The following is a 15,956-nucleotide window of genomic DNA, read 5'->3' as shown; positions in this document are numbered from 1 at the left end:
CCCTTTTTACAATTTATAAACATAGTATAATTTAAGGAAAATATGGAAATTTCTAAGATTATATACCATTCATCTTAAAGATATTGTATACTGTCACTATGAAACATTACCTTAAACAATATACAGATCGCTTTACAGATTTCAATAACAAAAGCATATCTGATCTAATCCTATATAGTAGTGGGATTGAGCACTGTACCCCAGGTTATAGCTATGAATTACGTGGCAAAGATTATCATGTCATTCATTTTGTGAGAGACGGTTGTGGAACTTTTACAATCGAGGGAAAAACTTACCAAGTCACTCCTAATCAACTATTTATCATTCCAGCAGGATATGCTTTTCACTACCAGTCAGATTTTAAACATCCGTTTCAATACTCTTGGTTTGGATTTTTAGGAATCAAATCGCATTTTATTTATCAAGTTGCTGCACGCAATCAATTTGTTTTTGACTGTCAAAATGCAGCAAAATATGAAGATATTATCCGAGAGATACTGCAAATATCAGATAACTCGTTTAGTTCGTTCTTAAAAATTAACGGACTGATGTACCATCTACTTGGAAAACTTGTTGATGAGATTGAAATGTTGGATTATCAATCAAAGCAGTCCTTATCTTCACTTGCTATTCATTATATGGAATTACATTACCACGAGGCTATTCAGATTTCTGACATTGCTAATTTTGTAGGGCTTCATCCCAATTATTTTGCAAATTTATTTAAAGAAGAACAAGGAATCTCACCAAAACAATATCTTATCAATCTAAAAATAAAAAAATCAAAAGAATTGCTCCTACAAACTCAGGACGCTATTAACATTGTTGCAGGTTACGTCGGCTTTTCTGATGTGCTTAGTTTTTCAAAATTTTTTAAAAAATACACAGGACTCTCGCCAACTAACTATAGAAAGGAATTCGCTCATGACACTTAATATTTCTTTTTCTGAGGAAACTCAACTGTTCCATCTTACAAATGGTGATATTAGTTATATCATTGAAATTGTGCATAACACCTACTTAGCTCATCGTTACTGGGGAAAAGCATTAAGAGACTATGGAAAACACAATCAAGTACCAATGTATAAAAAAACTTTTGCAGCATCCCCATACGCTAATAGACCTGAGTTTAGTTTAGAATTTCTTCCAATGGAATTCCCGCAGTCATATCAAGGTGACTTTAAGAATCCTGCTATTCGTGTTACGCGAAATATGACTATTGATCAAATTAGGCTGAAATATCATAGCCATAAAATTATCAATGGGTTACCTCGTATTCCTGAATTACCTCAAGCTAGAGAGTCCAGTGAAGACTTGGCTAGAACCCTAATTATTTCTATGATTGATGACATTGCTAAGGTAAAAGTTGATCTATACTACAGTATTTTTGAAAATAGCAATGCTATCATTCGTTCTAGTAAAATTACAAATCACGGAAGTGCTATATTATCCGTTGAGCAGTTAGCAAGTGCATCGATTGATTGTTACTACCAAGGCCAAAATGTTACGACAATGCATGGTTCACACCAAAAAGAATTTCAACTTGACTCGCACAAAATTCATCACGGCCAATTTAAAACTGGTACATCTCGCGGTGCAAGCGGTCCACAACATGTCCCGTTTATAGCTTTAAGCGAAAATAATTCGGAAACATCTGGAGAAGTACACGCATTAACTCTTATTTATAGTGGTAACCATACAGAGCTGGTTGAACGTGACCAATATAATCAAATACGTCTCCAAATCGGTTTAAATTCTGACCACTTTTCTTGGACCTTAGAAAAAAATCAGAGTTTCTACAGTCCTCAAGCAGTTTTAGTTTATAGTTCAATTGGATTTAATGGGATGTCCCAAATTTTTCATGATTTTGCAACTAATCATATTGTTCCACCACATTTTCGGAATGGCACTGCTCCTATTCTCATAAACAGTTGGGAAATGTCCTATTTTGATGTGAATGAGCAAAAAATGGATTCACTAGTTAATAAAGCATGTGAGCTTGGTTTCGAGGCCGTTATCTTAGACGATGGCTGGTTCTTAGGACGCAATAATTCGAAAACCTCTCTGGGTGATTGGTTGATAGATAAGAGAAAGTTTCCAAATGATTTACATCACATAATTAATAAAGCTCATTTACTTGGATTAAAATTTGGTATCTGGTTCGAGCCTGAGATGGTTTCTCCTGATAGTCAATTGCTCAATAAGCATCCTGACTGGATTATGAAATCTAAGTGGTATGAACCACTACTTGGAAGGAATCAATATGTTTTAGACTTAGCACAAATTGAAGTGCAGGACTTTCTAATTTCAACCCTATCAAACTTCATTCACAATTATAAAATTGACTATATTAAATGGGACATGAATAGACATATTACCGAACCATTTAGCCAAATCAATACATTGCAACACCCTAAAGCATATTCACACCAGTATATGCTTGGGCTTTACAAAGTAATCAATCAGTTAACGTCCAAATTCCCTAATGTATTATTTGAAAACTGCTCGAGTGGCGGAGGACGATTTGATTTTGGAATGCTTTACTATTTCCCACAAACATGGGCTAGTGATAACACAGATGGCTTAGATAGACAAGAGATCCAATATGGGGCTAGTTATCTTTTTCACCCTTATCAAATGACTGGCCACGTTTCTGTAACTCCTAACCATCAAACGCAGAGGCAGACGCCGCTTACTACACGCCAAAATTTAGCTTCTTCAACCAATATGGGATATGAACTTGATATTCTTGACTTAGAAACGTGTGATACTATTCTAGTGAAGGAACATATTGATCAGTATAAACACGACCGTAAACTGATTTCATCCTCAAATTTCTATAGGCTCTCTTCACCCTTTAATAGTAATCTGACTGCGTGGTTGTTTGAAAGCAAGAACAAATCCGAATATATTCTCACTGTTTTTAGAAATAGATTCCATGTCAATGAACATCACCATATAATCAAAATACCCTATCTAAATCCAGATGCTGATTATATTTTTGAAAAAAATAGCGCTGTAATTTCCGGAACTGAGTTAATATACTCAGGCATCCATCTACAATTTGAAAAAAAAGACTGGGATAGTATTATTCTCCACTTTTCCAAAACATAATCCCAATTAAAAAAATCAGGCTCTATAATTTCTGTAGTGGGTAAATTCTCCTCAGAGATTATGGAGTCTTTTTGAATATAGCAAAAAAGTCCCATATGACTTATAATGAAGAGCAACCAAACCACTCATTAGAAAGACTCATATGGAACAACTAGATGATATCAAAGATTCGCTTGACATTAAAGATCCTAACATCACTTTTGAAAAGACATTTGACAAGTTCTTCACTCACAGAGAATATCATGCCAAGTTAGATTATAATGCCCCGCAATGCCCTGATTGTCAAGATAAAATGGCAAAGTACGACTTCCAAAAGCCATGCAAAATTCCCTATCTGGAAATGGCGGGTTGTAAAGTACTGATTCGTCTCAAAAAGCGTCGCTTCAAATGTCAAGCGTGTGGGAAAATGGCTGTCGCTAAGACCTCTCTCGTCAGAGAAAATCACCAGATTCCCAACATCATTAACCACAAAATCACCGACAAACTCATGAGTCGTGAGGCAATGACAAAAATCGCTGAAGACCTGTCTGTCTCTGTGTCAACCGTCTATCGGCAACTCAACCGCTTTGAATGCAAGACCGATTTAACCTGGTTACCTGAGAACATGTCCTGGGATGAGTATGCTTTCAAGAAGGGAAAGATGAGCTTTATTGCCCAAGATTTCGATGCTAACAAGATTATCGCTATCCTTGATGGGCGGACGCAAGCTGTCATCAGAAATCATTTCATGCGGTATTCTCACAAGGTGCGCAGTCGTGTCAAAGTCATCACCATGGATATGTTTAGTCCCTACTATGACATCGCTAAGCAACTGTTTCCTAAGGCTAAGATTGTTCTCGATAGGTTCCACATTGTTCAACAGTTATCTCGTGCCATGAACCGTTTCCGTATCCAAATCATGAACCAATTTGAGCATCAATCTTACGACTATAAGGCCTTGAAACGTTACTGGAAACTCATCCAACAAGATAGTCGTAACCTAAACGATAAACGGTTTTATCGTCCAACTTTTCGCATGCACTTGACCAATCAAGAGATTGTGCAACGTCTTTTGAGCTACTCTGATGAGCTACGTCACCACTATGACCTCTTCCAATGCTTTCTCTTTCATTACCAAGAAAAGCAGGAGAAACACTTCTTTGAACTCATTTCTGATACCATCAAACAGGTCCATCCCATCTTCAAGACCGTCTTGTCAACCTTTCTAAAAGACAAAGAGAAGATTATTAATGCTCTGAAACTACCTTATTCCAATGCCAAACCAGAGGCGACCAACAACCTTATTAAAGTCATTAAGCGAAATGCTTTTAGCTTTAGGAAGATGAAAACTTCAAAAAAACGGATTTATCTTGCTTTGAATACAACAAAAGAGAAGACCAAACTGGTCCTCTCTCGGTGTTAGCTATAAGTCAACCCACTACAGTTGACAAAGAGCCAAAAATCATATAACGCACAAAAAACCGCTACTCCTAAGAATAGCGGTTTAATCATATTTTTAAGCTGTTAAGCTATAAAAATAATTATTTAAGAGTAACTGAAGCACCTGCTGCTTCAAGTTTTTCTTTGATTTCGTTAGCTTCTGCTTCTGAAGCACCTTCTTTAATAACTGATGGTGCACCATCAACGATAGCTTTAGCTTCTTTAAGACCTTCGCCTGTGATTTCACGAACAACTTTGATAACGCCAACTTTTTTGTCACCAGCAGCTGTCAATTCTACGTCGAATGAATCTTTAGCAGCACCTGCGTCAGCAGCACCTGCTGCAGCTGCAGCTACAGGAGCAGCTGCAGTTACACCAAATTCTTCTTCGATAGCTTTTACAAGGTCGTTAAGCTCAAGAATAGTAGCTTCTTTAATTTCAGCAATAATGTTTTCAATGTTCAATGCCATTGTAATTTCCTCCAAGTATAGATGATATAATATAAAATGTTTGTAACCTTAGGCTACGAGTTGCGAAGAGATGCTTATGCAGCACCGTCTTCGTCTTTTTCTGCAACAGCTTTGACAGCGTATGCAACGTTGCGAACTGGCGCTTGAAGAACAGAAAGGAGCATAGATAGCATACCCTCTTTGTTTGGAAGTGATGCAAGAGCGTTGATTTCTTCCACAGATGTGAATGAACCGTCAACAACACCACCTTTAATCTCAAGAGCTTCTGCGTCTTTAGCGAATTCGCTGATAACTTTAGCTGGTGCGATAACATCTTCGTTAGAAAAGGCTACAGCAGATGGTCCAACAAAAAGTTCTTTAAGTTCTGAAAGTCCAGCTTCTTCAGCAGCACGTGACAAAATTGAGTTTTTAATTACTTTAAACTCAACATCGCTTTCACGAAGATTACGACGAAGTACAGTATCTTGATCAACTGTAAGTCCACGTGAATCGACAACTACGATAGATGCTGCAGCTTTCATTTTCTCAGCAACAACTGAGACTTGTTCAGCTTTTTTAGCAATAATTGCTTCACTCATTAGTAGTTTTACCTCCGTTTTTATTTTTTGGGCTAGGCACAAAAAAATCGCACCTAAACCTAGACACGAAAGTACAATACGTTACAATTTATTCGTTACGTTTTGTGCCTCGGCAGGATGTTTATGAGTCGTGCTCCCCTGCTGTCTTAGGTCAGTTTTATTTCAAAACCTTTATCATAATATCATTCTTTTTCAAAAGATGCAAGTTTTTTATGCGATTTTTTTATTTTTTTTGGCCAACCAATTACGAAAACATTGATTTCTGATGAGATTAGCCTATGTTCAATAGGTGACTTACCGTTCCATTCTCTATTAACAGATAAAGTCCAAGTCCAATCAAGACCAGAGGTAACAGCCGTTTTTCAACTCTCTCAACTGCATCAGCTATCCAAGAATTGTCAGCGACCTGGTAGATTGTCCAATTAAGCAGAAAAGTGGCTACAATAAATATTAACAGAGCAATCGTCAGTTGATCCCAAGAAAGACCTGCAAAATAAGGGATATAAACACCTAAGTTATCCGCTCCAGAGGCAATTGTCAAAGTCGTCACAGCTAACAAAACCTCTCTTTCGTTATCAAGCTTTGTTTTAACCGCTTCGTCATCTTCTTCTGCTTCGCCATAAAAGGCATAGCGAATTCCTAAAGCTATTGGAATAAAGCCAAGTAATCCTATCATCCAATCTTCTGGAATAAAACGAAAAAGATAGGCAATTAGAAGGCTAACAATCACCAGCAACGAGATACCAATATATTGACCAGTCAAAACCTTTACAAATTGCTTTCGTCCCAAACTCGCAAAAATGATAAAGAGCAAGACAACATAATCAATACTAGTCGAAACAAAAACAGCCAAAGCTGACATAATTGTTTGAAGCATAGTCCCTCCCATAATCTTGTGTTAGTAACTACAACTATATGAAAGATTTTTTACAAAGTCAATAACTAAAAAAGATAAAAGTGCTAACACTCTTATCTTTCCAGTAGTTTAGTCTTCTTCTCTCAAACCATATTGATAAGGCAAGTCCAAATTCTCACGAAGGGTCGCTCCTTCATAATCTTTATGGAAAATACCACGTTCCTGTAAAATTGGAACAACCTCTTCTACAAAACGTTTCACCCCATCATGCGCTAAATCTGGGACAATAGAAAAACCGTCTGTTGCACCTGATTCAAACCATTCTTGGAGAAAATCAGCAACATCCTTGGCTGTACCGACAACAACAGGATGGTAGTTGATTACGCCCATAGCTAATGTATCCATTGGAGAATAGCCTTCTTTAAGCAATTCAACTGCTCTTGGAGAACGTGGATCTTGCCAATGTGCCTGCAACATCTCTCTAACACCTTGTGGAAGAGGACGCTCAACATCTAAACTTTTGAGATTGACACCAACCATAGCTGACAAGTAGTCGAGACGTTGCTCTGTTTCCACAGGATCAAAGTTCATCACTTGACGACGACGGGCCAAAGCCTCCTCACGTGTGTCGGCAATGGTAAACATAAATCCTGTAAAGATGTTAATATCATCGGCAGAACGACCGTGTTCAACAGCGCTTTGGCGGAGTATTTCCCGATATTCACGTGATTCTTCAATCGTAAATGGATTAGCATAAACACCTGAAGCAAAACGGCCTGCAAGTTTTATCCCTTCACCACTTGGTCCTGCTTGAAAAATAGCTGGCTGTCCTTGTTCAGAGGGTGGGATTGGCAAAGGTCCCACTGTTGACAGGTATTGCCCCTGATAGTGAACTGGTTTTATCTGTGAGCTATCTGCAAAGTGCCCTGTTTCCTTATCATGTTTATAGGCATGTTCTCCCCATGACCCCCATAATGATTGAACAGCTTCAATCATTTCATGAGCCCTCTCATAACGCTCTGCACGATTAGCAATGTGGGTTCCAAAATTCGCTGCTGTTTGAGGGGTCGAGGTTGTGACAGCGTTCCACCCCACTCGACCGCGACTAATAACATCTAAGGCTTTTAAATGCCGAGCTAGATTATAAGGTTCATTAAAGGTTGTCGAAAAAGTTCCCACTAAGCCGATATGTGACGTCGCACGTGCCACAGACGTCATTGCAATCAAGGGATCCATTGAATGCATGGGCGTGTTCGTCTCTAAGTCATTAACTAAAGCTGGTGTATCAGCCATAAAAAGCGCATGGATTTTCCCTTTTTCAGCTAATTGTGCTAATTCAACATAGAGATCCATGTCCGAATAGGCATCTGCCTTAGCTTCGGGTAATCGCCAAGTTTTAAATTCACCCCCATAGCCTGATACCATTTGTAAGACAATTTTCATTTGTTTTTGTGAAGTCATTTTTTATTCTCTTTTCTCTTTTTTTGATAAAATAAGTCTATCACCGATCTGATTAGTTGTGAAGACGGCAATATTTTACGACCAGGTACACTTTTGTGTTGAATTCATTCCTTTTAAGCTTTCAACCAATCAGATTAATTAACAATTATTGAGGTATACTATGGCTAAAATCTGTCCAAAAGGATTTCATGAAGAAGATTTAGAAAATCCGACACCCATTTTTCATCTGTTATATACACAAAATATCATGACAGGGCGCTGGAAATTGATGATTTTAGATTATCTAATAGATGAGGATAAACGCTTTAGTGACATTCAGCGCCATCTCGGGGGGCTATCCCAAGGATCACTCACTAAACAACTCAAAGAGATGGAACACGATCAATTGATTAACCGTTGTGTCTATCCAGAAGTACCACTTAGAGTGGAATATTCACTAACTGATAAAGGAAGAGACCTTTTACCCATTTTAGAATTGATGGTTGCTTATGGTGAAAAATACACTAACACCAAACTGTTTAAGAATAAATAACCACCGCTAAGGAAAAGTCGCTCATGTTTTACACTGACAATACTAGACATTACAATCCAAAATCCTTCCCATCACTCGAGTTGAAAAGATTTGAGCGAGAAATATAGAGCAAACTAACAGCTAGCGCCTAAAGACGTTGGCTGTTAGTTATTTTGAAGAATGCTACTACAATGAAATACAGTACCAATACTACCGTTATGGTCCAAATAATAAATCCTGTTGTCTCCCCAATCACCTAAGTATCATCTCATTGAGAAAATAGGGGGTAACTCAAAAGCACCTCAGGAAAAGATCGCCAAACAGCGGTACTTTTCTTGAGGTACTTTTGTTCTACTATTATGTCAAATGGCTACATTATCTCATCAGTAATCCACTAAGTCTCAATAAATATAAAATCAAACTAAACGATACTGAGGTAAAATAGAACTGAAGGTCATCCAATCACGCCCAAGAGACCTAATTTTGATTTTCGAAGAGCATAATAGGAAAAGATAACTGATTACCCATTAGAAACAGTCACCAGTAGTAGATTTTAGACAATTATATTGAAGAAATATTACAATGACTTGAATACTTTAGCCTGCCAAAAAAGCTAGTAAGTCCTTTGAAAACTCGTCAGCATATTGGAAAATAGAGCCATGACCTGCATTTGGATAGATGATGAGGTTACTTCCCTTAATTTTCGCATGCATATCATAAGAATTTTCAGTCGGTACTTGCATGTCCTTATCCCCATTGACAATCAAGGTCGGCTGCGTAATGTGACTCAAATCATCCTCAACAGCTTTCCCCCAACGCTTGATGGCCTTTAACTGGGTTAGAAAACCAGAGATCCTCATCTCCTTATCCGCATGAGCATCGCTTCGCATTCCCATGCGTCCCAAAACTTTATCGGCCTCTACTTTACCTTGTTCATCATGATTATAAAAGATATAGCGCTTAGGGTCAACACGTTCCAAACCAGCTTTTAACATATAACGGAAGGTTTTCCCTGTCACTCTATCCATTTCTTTGCCACCACGAGGACCTGTTCCTGCTAAAATCAAACGTTGAACCATGTCAGGATTTAGACGTACGATTTCTTGAGCAATCATTCCGCCCATAGAAAGTCCAAGTAGGTTAATCCGATCGTAACCCAAGGCTTTTATAATGTGAATTGCCTGCTCCGCCATACCAGGAATGGTAGTTGCCACCTTTCCTTGACTAGCACCTACACCAGGCAGATCTAAAACAATCAAGTGTTGCTTTTCAGCAATCAAGTCGAGTAATTTGGGATCCCAATTATCCAAAGTAGCTGCTAAATGCACCAACATAACAAGAGGCAAGTTAGACTTTCCTTTACCAAGTTCACGATAAGCGATTCTGTTATCAGCTACTTTTATATATTGATTTTTCGTTGTGATATAAGACATGCTTTCTCCTTAATGATTATCAAAACTGAGGACTGTTTTGCCACGTGAACGACCATTTGCTACTTTATCAAGGGCTACATTGACTTCTTCAAATGGATAAACAGTATCAATAGACGGCTTGATTTCAAGCTTCGTGAAAAGATCAGCTACTTCTTGTAATTGTCGACCATTGCTTTCTACAAAGATGAAGTGGTAGTGCACACCATATTTCGCAGCCATTTTGTCAAACTTATGACCAGCTACCTCGAGCAACAGTTGTTTTGCTTTTGGTAAGTTCATGCGTTTTGCAAAATCGCCATTTGGCATAGCTCTAAGGGATACCAAATGTCCACCTTTTGTCATAATTGACATCTGTTTCTCAGTTTCTTCCCCACCAAGGGTATCTAAGACATAATCCACATCTCCAAGAAGCTTGGTGTAATCTTCTGTCTTATAGTCGATAAAGCGATCAGCTCCTAGAGCTAGGACACGCTCTGCATTGGCACCATCACCGTTGGTAAGAACCGTCAACCCCTTAGCTTTTGCAATCGGAATCGCCATACCACCGACACCTCCAGTTCCACCAGAGATGAAGATGGTCTTGCCTGCTTGCGCTTCCATCAAATCTAACGCCTGCATAATGGTGAGGGCAGTGAGGGGAACAGCGGCAGCTTCCACATCTGTCAGATAGGCTGGAACCTTAGCAAGAGACGCGGCATCCACTGCGACATACTCTGCAAAAGCACCGATATGATCAAGTGGCAAGCGCCCGAAAACACGGTCTCCCACTTCAAAACTTGTGACATTTGACCCAACTTGCTCTACCAAACCAACCACTTCATTACCCGCTATCTGTGGCATTTTATAAGGAACGATCATCTTGACCTCACCACGAGAAATCATATTATCCAAGGGATTCACTCCTGCTGCTTTGACCTTGATAAGCACTTGATGTTGGGTAATTGCTGGTTTTGCAATGTTTACCATTGTTAATGCGATATTGTTTTTGTTATAAGTTGTATGTTGTGCGGCTTTCATGTTTTCTTCCTTTTTTTGTTAAAATGTACTTGTATCTAAAACAGATACATTGTTGCGTTGAGAAAATCTGACTTTTACTCAGTCAGATATAGACTTACTTAGCAATCTGATAAAGATTATCAATCACTTGATCTAGCGTTTGATCTATCAATTCCTTTTCCAATTGTTGTTCCACACTTGTAAAAATGGGAGCTACTGCTCCTTCTATATGCTTCCCGACAGGACAATCCTGATTAGCATTTTGGTGAATTTGGAAGAGACGGATGTGGTCAATTTCCTGTGTCGCATAGTAAATCTCCAATAAAGAAATTCTTTTAGGTGACTTGCTGATCTGGTAACCAGACTTTCCTTGATGAGAAGTTATCAGACCAGCATTTTTCAACAGAGAAATAACCTTTCGAATATAACTCGCATTTGTTCCAACGCTTGTCGCAAGGGCTTGTGAACTAAACACTTCCTTACTTTCACTAATCATTACCAAGATATGAAGGGCTACCGAAAATTTTGTATCCATATAGTTGCTTTCTATTTTGTACTTGTATTAAATACAACTATAACTTTAACAGAATTCGTTTATTTGAGCAAGTCTTTTGCACTTATTAAGAAAAATGTTGACCGGGTTCATACGGAATAGCTGACATCATCTACTCGCTTCTTGCCTTCTCTTTAAGAAAATCCTAAAGCTACTTAAATAAACTTAAAGGCTTCTTTACTAAAACTATATTGGTACGAAAAAGTGTGCTTATCCCTGAAAATATGTCTTCTTCTACTGCGATGCTTTTAAGATTAGCTTAAACTTAACCAATAAAGTAAGGCCTTTGTGAGCGATCGCATCTCAGGAATACTTGAAATGAAATACATTATTATTCAAGATAGTCAATTAGGAACCTCTTCATTGATGGATCTGAAAGTCATAATGTTTGCTAAGCTATCGTTAACTATATAAAACAAAAAGCCACTGAATAGCCCATTTTAAGGGGAGCTCAGTAGCTTTCTTCTTATTTGTTCAAGTTGAGTTTTTTCAACTCTTCTTCAATCATCTTCAAAACCGTTTGGAGGTCTTCTTCTGAATTGACGAAATCCAATTCATCTCCGACAATGCGCATCTTCGGTGAAAAATCATAATTATCATACCATGTTGGGTACTCCCCATGAACCAATTGATAATAATCATAAAGTCCTGGATTGCCGTCAATTTGTTCAAACGAACGGCCACGTCTTTCAATACGCTCCAGCATCTTTTCAAACGTAACATCGATGTAGATCAGAAGATCAGGGCGTTTTTTAGGCATCCCATCTAATTCTTCCATCATATTATCGAGTAATTCTTTATAAATATCGAGTTCTGTTTTCGTGACATTACCCTGCTTGTAGTTTAGCGTTAAAAACAATTCATCTTCAAAAATAGACCGATCAAGCACATTATTATCATCTTTATAGGCTGCCTTGATGGATTCAAAGCGTTTATTTAAAAAATAAATCTGCAAAAGAAAGGCATACTTTTTAGGATCCTCATAATACAAATCCAAAACAGGGTTGTTATCAACAGCCTCATAAAAAACATCTGTTCCCAGATGTTCTCCTAAAGCCTTGGCAAGAGAGCTTTTACCAGCTCCGATGGTTCCAGCTAATACAATCAACATAATTCTCCTAAAGGTAATCTAAAATGGTGTCCCATGAAGCATCCAATCCTTCACGAGTCACTGATGAAAAAACGATAAAAGCATCGTTTGGATCAAAATTCAATTTCTTTTTAATCGCTGATTCGTGTTTCTGCCACTTTCCGCGAGGAATTTTGTCTGCCTTTGTGGCGACAATAATAACAGGAATCTCATAGTATTTGAGAAACTCATACATCTGGATGTCATCTTGAGAAGGGTCGTGACGCAAATCAACTAAACTCACAACCACTCTTAGATTATCCCGTGTGACTAAGTATTCCTCAATCATTTTTCCCCATTTAAGACGTTCTTTTTTGGATACCTTGGCATAACCATAGCCAGGGACGTCAACAAATCGCAGTTTATCATCGATATTGAAGAAATTTAGCAATTGTGTTTTTCCTGGTTTTCCTGACGTACGTGCTAGATTCTTGCGTCCCAAAAGCGTATTAATAAAGCTAGACTTCCCTACATTTGAACGACCAGCTAGAGCTACCTCGGGTAAATCGTCTTGGGGGTAATGAGATTTATTTGCAGCACTCAAAAGGATTGAGGCATTGTGGGTATTTAAAACCTGTTCTTCAGCCATAAATTCTCCTAAGCCGTTTCTAAAATCGGTTGACCTGTACCATCTACTGCATCTTTGGTAATCCGAACACGCTTGACATCTTCTTGGCTTGGAACTTCAAACATGATGTCCATCATGGTCTCTTCAATGATGGAACGTAAGCCGCGCGCACCTGTTTTACGTTCAATAGCTTTAGCAGCAATGGCTTCTAAGGCTTCACGATCAAATGCTAATTCGACGTTGTCATATGATAACAGGGTTTCATATTGGCGAACAAGCGCATTTTTAGGTTCTGTCAAAATGAGAATCAAGTCATTAACCGTCAACTGTTCAAGCGCTGCTGTGACAGGCAAGCGACCAATGAACTCCGGAATAAGACCAAATTTTTGAATATCTTCGGCAATGATTTCTTGCATGTAAGACGAATCATCTGAAACTTTCTTACTATTTTGACCAAATCCAATGATCTTTTCGCCGAGACGCTGTTTAACAATCTCTTCGATACCATCAAAAGCACCACCAACAATAAACAGAATGTTCTTCGTGTCAATTTGAATCATTTCTTGACTTGGGTGTTTACGTCCCCCTTGTGGCGGCACACTGGCAACCGTTCCCTCGATAATTTTGAGAAGTGCTTGTTGTACCCCTTCACCCGAAACATCGCGTGTAATGGAAACATTCTCACCTTTTTTGGCAATTTTATCAATTTCATCGACGTAGATAATGCCACGTTCAGCTCGTTCTACATTGTAGTCGGCTGCTTGGATCAGTTTCAACAGGATATTCTCAACGTCTTCTCCCACATAACCAGCTTCTGTCAAGGATGTCGCATCAGCAATGGCAAATGGGACGTTGAGACTTTTAGCCAAGGTTTGGGCTAAGAATGTTTTTCCCGAACCTGTTGGACCAATCATTAGAATGTTCGATTTTTGAAGAACGACATCTTCCTCATCACGACTCTCTGTAAAACTAATCCGTTTGTAGTGATTGTAGACTGCTACTGCCAAGGCACGTTTAGCTCGATCCTGACCAACAACGTATTGGTTTAAAATAGCCAACAATTCTTTTGGCTTTGGAACTTCTGTCAAATCAGCTAAAACTTCTTCAGCTAACTCTTCTTTTATAATTTCTTGTGATAAAGCAACACATTCATCACAGATGAAGACACCATTTCCGGCAATGATTTTTTTGACTTCATCTTGGTTTTTGCCACAAAAAGAGCAATAAACCATTGTATCATTCGTTCGATTTCCAACCATGATTTTTCTTATCTCCTAAAATAGTGTACCGTAAAAGGCATGAATCGTATTAACTAGATTTGTAAAGGCATTTAATAAAAAAATGACTCCTAATCCGTATCGGTTTTTTTTGAACGCTGGCAATGCGCATAAAAAGCAGATGATCGCCAAACATGCGGTAAAAACACCAAATAAACTACGCTGCATGGCTTACTTCACCTTCCTTACCAATTCTTTAACTGTAAAGTTATATGCGTTTTTGTCGTCTTTTTCAAAAAATCTTTCAGAAACTAGTTCAAAGTCTGTTTCGGGATAATCAGGAAAATAGGTATCCCCTTCAAAAACACCATCGACTTCCGTCTTTAATAACTTATTAGCCACCGATAAAAAGCTCTGATAAATACGAGCTCCGCCAACAATAAACAAGGTTTTGTCTTGGTTGTCAAACCAATCAAGCACTTCTGCTTTTGAGTGTAGGACAATAACATCGTCAGCTTGGTAGTCTTTATCCCTCGTCAAAACGATAGTCTGTCTTCCAGGAAGAACGCGGCGGTTCATTCCCTCGAAAGTCACCCTTCCCATCAGCAAGACTTGCCCCATGGTGGTGTCTTTAAAATGTTTTAATTCCTTTGGTAGACGCCATGGCAAGCTGTCTTTGTGACCAATTAAATGATGGTTATCTTCTGCCCATATGGCAATAATATCTTTGCTCATTTGCTTCCTACTTTTTAATATCTATCATTTTTATTCTAGCAAAATTTAAGCAAAAATGCTGACATAAAATCACTAGATAGCTAAATCAAATGTTAATTGTGGCTTAACAGGATCGTAATCCACCAATTGAAAATCTTCTGCTTTAATATCAAAGAAATTAGTCTTATCTGGAACGTTTAATACCAATCGTGGCTGATGAACACTGGGTTCACGTTTTAATAACTCATTAGCTTGGTTAAATTGATTATCATAAATATGAAGGTTGTTAATGAAATAAAAGAATTTCCCAACCTTCCAACCAAAATGTTTGGCAATCATCATCTGAAGAGCAACGTATTGCATGGCATTAATATGATGCGCTACCAACATATCATTTGAACGTTGGGTCAACGTTGCATCCAAGTAAATATCGCCATCTACCCGTCGAACATCAAACATGGTTTGAAAGGCACAAGGGAGGAGACCACCTGTTTCTTCAAAAGCCTCATAATCCCAAAGCGAGATGACATTACGACGATTCCATGGATTTTCTTCCAGTTGCTTCAAAATCTTATGGATAATGTCATGTTTTTTAACGACAGCTCCGTAACGCTCTCCTATCGTCCGACTGTCACCAACTTCCCAATCATTCCAATAGTGAACATTGTACTTTTCTTCTAAAACATCCAGACTATTAGATTGATCTTGATAAATCCAAAGAATTTCTTTAATAGCAGATTTTATAGGAATTGGACGCAAAGTGGTAATAGGAAACTCTCCCTTTGCTAAATCATACTCCGCAAATGCTCCGGTCACATACTTTGAATTAGCCGTTTGACCATTCTTATACTTGGGACGAGCCTGTTCAGACATGACACCCTCGTCTAAGATACGCTTAATATTGGCTTTAAAAATATCATCTGCTTTTGTCATGGAC

16 protein-coding genes and 1 other annotated feature are annotated in these 15,956 nt (G+C 38.3%); of the genes, 4 read left to right on the top strand and 12 right to left on the bottom strand.

Going from position 1 to position 15,956, the window contains the following annotated elements; translation table 11 throughout:
• Positions 1 to 98: 98 nt before the first annotated feature.
• From A2G56_RS01685 to A2G56_RS01675, 3 genes are all read left to right on the top strand, one after another.
• Positions 99 to 935: an AraC family transcriptional regulator gene (locus tag A2G56_RS01685; protein ID WP_062708128.1), complete on the top strand. Its 837-nt coding sequence runs from the start codon at positions 99 to 101 to the stop codon at positions 933 to 935.
• Complete coding sequence (locus A2G56_RS01680; RefSeq protein WP_062708125.1) at positions 925 to 3,114, top strand: alpha-galactosidase; 2,190 nt, start codon at positions 925 to 927, stop codon at positions 3,112 to 3,114. The genes A2G56_RS01685 and A2G56_RS01680 overlap by 11 nt, the downstream gene beginning before the upstream one ends.
• A 142-nt stretch (positions 3,115 to 3,256) precedes the next feature.
• A complete protein-coding gene (locus A2G56_RS01675; protein WP_062708122.1) occupies positions 3,257 to 4,516 on the top strand; it encodes an ISL3 family transposase in 1,260 nt (419 codons plus the stop codon).
• Between the two features lie 118 nt (positions 4,517 to 4,634).
• Here A2G56_RS01675 and rplL read toward each other — a convergent pair whose 3' ends face one another.
• The 4 genes from rplL to A2G56_RS01655 all read right to left on the bottom strand — a co-directional run bounded on the left by rplL (position 4,635) and on the right by A2G56_RS01655 (position 7,898).
• On the bottom strand, positions 4,635 to 5,003 hold the full coding sequence (rplL, locus tag A2G56_RS01670) for a 50S ribosomal protein L7/L12 (protein WP_062708119.1): 369 nt from the start codon (positions 5,001 to 5,003) through the stop codon (positions 4,635 to 4,637).
• Positions 5,004 to 5,077: 74 nt separating this feature from the next.
• Positions 5,078 to 5,581, bottom strand: a complete 504-nt coding sequence (rplJ, locus tag A2G56_RS01665) for a 50S ribosomal protein L10 (protein ID WP_018379546.1) — start codon at positions 5,579 to 5,581, stop codon at positions 5,078 to 5,080.
• Positions 5,582 to 5,613: 32 nt separating this feature from the next.
• Positions 5,614 to 5,750 (bottom strand) — a sequence feature (ribosomal protein L10 leader region).
• Between the two features lie 102 nt (positions 5,751 to 5,852).
• Complete coding sequence (locus A2G56_RS01660; protein WP_062708117.1) at positions 5,853 to 6,458, bottom strand: cadmium resistance transporter; 606 nt, start codon at positions 6,456 to 6,458, stop codon at positions 5,853 to 5,855.
• Between the two features lie 108 nt (positions 6,459 to 6,566).
• The gene (locus tag A2G56_RS01655; RefSeq protein WP_062708114.1) at positions 6,567 to 7,898 is read right to left on the bottom strand and encodes an NtaA/DmoA family FMN-dependent monooxygenase; all 1,332 of its coding nucleotides are present in this window, start codon (positions 7,896 to 7,898) and stop codon (positions 6,567 to 6,569) included.
• Positions 7,899 to 8,058: 160 nt separating this feature from the next.
• On the opposite strand from A2G56_RS01655, the gene A2G56_RS01650 reads away from it, so the two are divergent.
• Positions 8,059 to 8,430 carry a winged helix-turn-helix transcriptional regulator gene (locus tag A2G56_RS01650; protein WP_062708111.1) on the top strand — a complete coding sequence of 124 codons (372 nt, stop codon included), beginning with the start codon at positions 8,059 to 8,061 and terminating at the stop codon, positions 8,428 to 8,430.
• A 575-nt stretch (positions 8,431 to 9,005) separates the two neighbouring features.
• Here the strand turns inward: A2G56_RS01650 and A2G56_RS01645 are convergent.
• The 8 genes from A2G56_RS01645 to A2G56_RS01610 all read right to left on the bottom strand — a co-directional run bounded on the left by A2G56_RS01645 (position 9,006) and on the right by A2G56_RS01610 (position 15,952).
• Positions 9,006 to 9,842 (bottom strand): alpha/beta fold hydrolase, encoded by an 837-nt coding sequence (locus A2G56_RS01645; protein ID WP_062708108.1) that lies wholly within the window; start codon positions 9,840 to 9,842, stop codon positions 9,006 to 9,008.
• Between the two features lie 9 nt (positions 9,843 to 9,851).
• Positions 9,852 to 10,859 carry an NADP-dependent oxidoreductase gene (locus A2G56_RS01640; RefSeq protein WP_062708105.1) on the bottom strand — a complete coding sequence of 336 codons (1,008 nt, stop codon included), beginning with the start codon at positions 10,857 to 10,859 and terminating at the stop codon, positions 9,852 to 9,854.
• Positions 10,860 to 10,953: 94 nt separating this feature from the next.
• Entirely contained in the window at positions 10,954 to 11,373 is a 420-nt protein-coding gene (locus A2G56_RS01635) for an Rrf2 family transcriptional regulator (protein WP_062708102.1), read from the bottom strand.
• A gap of 484 nt (positions 11,374 to 11,857) precedes the next feature.
• Positions 11,858 to 12,502 (bottom strand): deoxynucleoside kinase, encoded by a 645-nt coding sequence (locus A2G56_RS01630; protein ID WP_062708100.1) that lies wholly within the window; start codon positions 12,500 to 12,502, stop codon positions 11,858 to 11,860.
• Positions 12,503 to 12,509: 7 nt separating this feature from the next.
• Entirely contained in the window at positions 12,510 to 13,109 is a 600-nt protein-coding gene (gene yihA, locus A2G56_RS01625) for a ribosome biogenesis GTP-binding protein YihA/YsxC (RefSeq protein WP_062708096.1), read from the bottom strand.
• Positions 13,110 to 13,117: 8 nt separating this feature from the next.
• Positions 13,118 to 14,347, bottom strand: a complete 1,230-nt coding sequence (clpX, locus tag A2G56_RS01620) for an ATP-dependent Clp protease ATP-binding subunit ClpX (RefSeq protein ID WP_062708093.1) — start codon at positions 14,345 to 14,347, stop codon at positions 13,118 to 13,120.
• A gap of 189 nt (positions 14,348 to 14,536) precedes the next feature.
• Complete coding sequence (locus A2G56_RS01615; protein ID WP_062708090.1) at positions 14,537 to 15,040, bottom strand: dihydrofolate reductase; 504 nt, start codon at positions 15,038 to 15,040, stop codon at positions 14,537 to 14,539.
• A 72-nt stretch (positions 15,041 to 15,112) separates the two neighbouring features.
• Complete coding sequence (locus A2G56_RS01610; RefSeq protein ID WP_062708087.1) at positions 15,113 to 15,952, bottom strand: thymidylate synthase; 840 nt, start codon at positions 15,950 to 15,952, stop codon at positions 15,113 to 15,115.
• Positions 15,953 to 15,956 lie beyond the last annotated feature (4 nt).

The sequence above is a fragment of the Streptococcus halotolerans genome, from assembly GCF_001598035.1.
Classification (GTDB): Bacteria; Bacillota; Bacilli; order Lactobacillales; family Streptococcaceae; genus Streptococcus; species Streptococcus halotolerans.
The sequence above is the reverse complement of the archived record's forward strand: the minus strand, read 5'-3'. Positions and strand labels throughout refer to the sequence as shown.

What these genes read in the sequence shown, in the direction of transcription:
- A2G56_RS01685 (WP_062708128.1), top strand. Translation starts at nt 99, where the DNA reads ATGAAACATTACCTTAAACAATATACAGATCGCTTTACAGATTTCAAT.
- A2G56_RS01680 (WP_062708125.1), top strand. Translation starts at nt 925, where the DNA reads ATGACACTTAATATTTCTTTTTCTGAGGAAACTCAACTGTTCCATCTT.
- A2G56_RS01675 (WP_062708122.1), top strand. Translation starts at nt 3,257, where the DNA reads ATGGAACAACTAGATGATATCAAAGATTCGCTTGACATTAAAGATCCT.
- rplL (WP_062708119.1), bottom strand. Translation starts at nt 5,003, where the DNA reads ATGGCATTGAACATTGAAAACATTATTGCTGAAATTAAAGAAGCTACT.
- rplJ (WP_018379546.1), bottom strand. Translation starts at nt 5,581, where the DNA reads ATGAGTGAAGCAATTATTGCTAAAAAAGCTGAACAAGTCTCAGTTGTT.
- A2G56_RS01660 (WP_062708117.1), bottom strand. Translation starts at nt 6,458, where the DNA reads ATGCTTCAAACAATTATGTCAGCTTTGGCTGTTTTTGTTTCGACTAGT.
- A2G56_RS01655 (WP_062708114.1), bottom strand. Translation starts at nt 7,898, where the DNA reads ATGACTTCACAAAAACAAATGAAAATTGTCTTACAAATGGTATCAGGC.
- A2G56_RS01650 (WP_062708111.1), top strand. Translation starts at nt 8,059, where the DNA reads ATGGCTAAAATCTGTCCAAAAGGATTTCATGAAGAAGATTTAGAAAAT.
- A2G56_RS01645 (WP_062708108.1), bottom strand. Translation starts at nt 9,842, where the DNA reads ATGTCTTATATCACAACGAAAAATCAATATATAAAAGTAGCTGATAAC.
- A2G56_RS01640 (WP_062708105.1), bottom strand. Translation starts at nt 10,859, where the DNA reads ATGAAAGCCGCACAACATACAACTTATAACAAAAACAATATCGCATTA.
- A2G56_RS01635 (WP_062708102.1), bottom strand. Translation starts at nt 11,373, where the DNA reads ATGGATACAAAATTTTCGGTAGCCCTTCATATCTTGGTAATGATTAGT.
- A2G56_RS01630 (WP_062708100.1), bottom strand. Translation starts at nt 12,502, where the DNA reads ATGTTGATTGTATTAGCTGGAACCATCGGAGCTGGTAAAAGCTCTCTT.
- yihA (WP_062708096.1), bottom strand. Translation starts at nt 13,109, where the DNA reads ATGGCTGAAGAACAGGTTTTAAATACCCACAATGCCTCAATCCTTTTG.
- clpX (WP_062708093.1), bottom strand. Translation starts at nt 14,347, where the DNA reads ATGGTTGGAAATCGAACGAATGATACAATGGTTTATTGCTCTTTTTGT.
- A2G56_RS01615 (WP_062708090.1), bottom strand. Translation starts at nt 15,040, where the DNA reads ATGAGCAAAGATATTATTGCCATATGGGCAGAAGATAACCATCATTTA.
- A2G56_RS01610 (WP_062708087.1), bottom strand. Translation starts at nt 15,952, where the DNA reads ATGACAAAAGCAGATGATATTTTTAAAGCCAATATTAAGCGTATCTTA.